Annotated in this window: 5 protein-coding genes and 1 pseudogene; all 6 read right to left on the bottom strand. The window is 34.0% G+C overall.

Translation table 11 applies throughout. The features are described from left to right. Positions 1 to 203: 203 nt before the first annotated feature. Positions 204 to 569, bottom strand: coding sequence for a hypothetical protein (locus OF897_RS21405; RefSeq protein ID WP_267267696.1), 366 nt, complete (start codon positions 567 to 569; stop codon positions 204 to 206). Between the two features lie 5 nt (positions 570 to 574). Next, positions 575 to 934 (bottom strand): hypothetical protein, encoded by a 360-nt coding sequence (locus OF897_RS21410; protein WP_267267697.1) that lies wholly within the window; start codon positions 932 to 934, stop codon positions 575 to 577. 4 nt (positions 935 to 938) lie between these two features. Continuing rightward, positions 939 to 1,268: a hypothetical protein gene (locus tag OF897_RS21415; protein ID WP_267267701.1), complete on the bottom strand. Its 330-nt coding sequence runs from the start codon at positions 1,266 to 1,268 to the stop codon at positions 939 to 941. 190 nt (positions 1,269 to 1,458) lie between these two features. Beyond that, a pseudogene (locus OF897_RS21720) lies at positions 1,459 to 1,617 on the bottom strand (RHS repeat-associated core domain-containing protein); the annotation flags it as partial. 299 nt (positions 1,618 to 1,916) lie between these two features. After that, positions 1,917 to 2,528, bottom strand: coding sequence for a DUF4304 domain-containing protein (locus tag OF897_RS21425; RefSeq protein ID WP_267267699.1), 612 nt, complete (start codon positions 2,526 to 2,528; stop codon positions 1,917 to 1,919). 4 nt (positions 2,529 to 2,532) lie between these two features. Further along, positions 2,533 to 3,034 (bottom strand): hypothetical protein (locus OF897_RS21430; RefSeq protein WP_267267700.1); only part of this gene is annotated, 502 nt, incomplete at its 5' end.

Consider the following 3,034-nt stretch of genomic DNA (forward strand, 5'->3'; position numbering starts at 1 on the left):
TCACCAACACATTTGGAACATGAGTAATTTTCTACTTTCATATTTGTACTTTTTATTTACAAAACAAAACGAGTAATCTAAAATGATTACTCGTTTTTTGATTGATTTTTATTTAATTTCTTTGGAATGTCTTGTTAATAAAGGACACCAACATGTCTGAAACATTGCCGAGCAAAAAAACACATTTGATACATTACCCATTTTTATAAACCATTACCTTTCGTGATATGTCTTTTCATTTTATATTTGAAATCTTCCAGATTAGAATCCCAAAAAAACGGAGGATGATATGTATATAAAATCGCTAATTCATCCATAAAAAACCTTACTCTTTCCCCACAATTATCTTCATAGCCATCATCTTCATAATTATATACAAATTCATTTGCAAATTCCCTAAAGTCTAATGGTGTTAAAAGATATTTATCCTTGTATGAATTTATATACTCAAACATTGAAATAATAAAATCTCTATATTCATCCAAACTCATCTTGGAAATATTTTCTGGTCTTAGTTCAATTTCTAATTTTTCTTGAATCTGCTTTATTATTAAGTTTCTTTCTTTCATATAATTTATTTTACAGGTTGCCAAGCTGGGGCAGTGGTTTGGATTATTGTTCTAAATGTCCCTACATTCATAGGAATTCCAGGTCGTATTTGTCCATAAAATGGATTCGAAGTGGTTGGGACAGGTATTCCAATCAAGCCATAAGACACTAATGAGCTTGCTGATATTCTAAATAAAGTCTGTTTTTTATGAGTGTTGGGAACATCTGATGGTATTATATTCCCGTAACCAACAGTAACAGACAAACCATTTGAGAAAAGAGGCGTTATCATGGTAGAGTTAGTAAGAAAATTAACATCTTTATCTCTTAAACCTAGTTTATCTAAACCTTCTCCAACCATAGGCATACCGTTTACACTTCTCATGTTTCTATATAAATATAAATTTCCAGTATAAATATAAATTTCCAGAATCTGGTTCACCAGTCGTTGTTATAGGAATACTCTTAGGTAAACTTCTTGTCCAATCAAACTCAGGCTCTGCAATCATTGTAGGCATTAAAACAGCTCCTAAAGTAAGACCAGCGGTAGAAACTACACCAGCTCCTAAACCTTCTAAACTAGCAACTATTTGCTCAAATGTCAAAGCTGGTTCCACACCTTCAAGAATAAATGCAGCATCTGTTACTACCCATCTTCCTGTCGTGCTTGCTGCTAATGGTAAAGTAGTCGCCTCTTTGCTTTTGCCACCCCCCCCCAAAAAGATTACGAAAGAAATTCCCAATATTCTGCCAAACTGAAGGTTTCGGATCGCCGCCACCACCACTTGAACCACCTGGATCAATATAGCTGTTTTGCTTATAAATAGGATTTAAATGCATATTTCCAGCACCTTCTGTAGTAAACATGGGACGGTTTTCATTTGAAAAATTATGATAATCATAAAAACTGTCCATCGCACTTCTCCCATCAGGATCGGTAAACCTCATAGGATTATTGTTTCCATAATGATATGGTGTAAACCTTCTTGCAATTTCAGCTAGTGGATCTACAACACCCCATCTTCCCAAGTCCGGCATATAGAACCTTGCACCATAGTCATACATTCCTTAGTCTACTTTGGCTTTCGGGATTTGTTTACTTCATTTTTCCTCGTGCGAACGCTTGCTTTTTTGAACTTCTTCTCTGTTCGGCGGTTTCAAAAATACAGTTTTTCAGTTGAAAAATAAAATGGGTTTTTTACGGTTTTTTGCAACGATCGATGCTTTTATCCAAGCTGCTAAACTTAAAAATATTGTTGCGCTTTAGTTCTGTCCTAATACAAAACAGAACCACTATATAACACAAAAACCTCGCAATTGTGCGAGATTTTTGTGTTATATGATAAAATCGTGCATGGGAAAGCAAACTAACTTTGATATGTCAGATCTATTTCTTTTAGATGTTCTATAGCAAGTTTAGCATTTGGTTTTCCTTTCATTTGCTGCATAAATGTTTCAATAATATTATGTAAAGCATTAAAATCTCCTTTCACTTTTAAAAGTGTAGTTAGATATTTAAATCTTCCTATCTCAGTAGTACCTGCATTATTTTCATTTAGCCAGGAATTTATTAAACCCTCATCAGCCAAGCGTTTATTAATTTCTGGAATTATAATATTTTGGATGTTATCTATCACATCTGCAGTATTCGTATTTAAATCATCTGTGGAGTTGATTATCCACCAATAGTCTGGGTTATTAGCCATAAATGCACCGACTCTTGAACTCCATTGGCATTGTTCTATTTCTGGCTTTGATAGGTTATTATAGGCGTATTCTAATTGTCCTAGAACATTAGAATAAACTCCAAAATTAATTGTAAATTTTAGTACGTCTTTAGTACTTTCTCTACTTTTTTGAAAGTTTATAATTCCATAATTTTTATCATGTTCTAATTGAAAACTATTTCCTTTTTTACTAAACCCTAAACTTTTGAAATGGGGTGTAAGTTTTTTTATAAGTTCTTTAAAAATATCCATATTGTTACCAATTTCCTGGTTTTCTTATTAATTGCACAGGATAACCTTGAGTACCAAGCCAAGCATCTTTTAGCTTTTGAAGGGGTAAATAACGAGAAATTCCCGTCTTTGCTTCAATACCTCCCAAGTTAACGCCGTTATGCCAAACTTCTAAATCCATATAGCGAGCCCCAAATGGAGTTTTTTTATACACTTCCGTATAAACTGTTCGTCCTTCTGCTCTCAATGCAGCAGCTAACTCATCTCTAAATAAATTCCCTGCTGTTCTATTTGCTTGTATTAATGGAATTTGTTCAAAATTCGCTAAAATTCTTGGAGCAATTCTGCCATACAAATTACCGGCAATTCCTGATAAATATCTTCCTGCTCCAATGGCTTTCCAACCTGCTGAGAATAATGCACCGCCTGCAAATTGCATTGGCAGTTCTAAAAACAACCCTCTTTCTAAAGCTCCGATAGATTTTCCAATCTTAGTTTCGTTGATGGCTGTTTGCCAAGCGCTCATT

Origin of the sequence: Chryseobacterium formosum (assembly GCF_026460885.1) — a bacterium.
GTDB lineage: Bacteria > Bacteroidota > Bacteroidia > Flavobacteriales > Weeksellaceae > Chryseobacterium > Chryseobacterium formosus.

Bases quoted from the DNA above. Each gene is read 5' to 3' on its own strand.
- OF897_RS21410 (WP_267267697.1), bottom strand. From the start codon at position 934: ATGAGAAGTGTAAACGGTATGCCTATGGTTGGAGAAGGTTTAGATAAA.
- OF897_RS21425 (WP_267267699.1), bottom strand. From the start codon at position 2,528: ATGGATATTTTTAAAGAACTTATAAAAAAACTTACACCCCATTTCAAA.
- OF897_RS21405 (WP_267267696.1), bottom strand. From the start codon at position 569: ATGAAAGAAAGAAACTTAATAATAAAGCAGATTCAAGAAAAATTAGAA.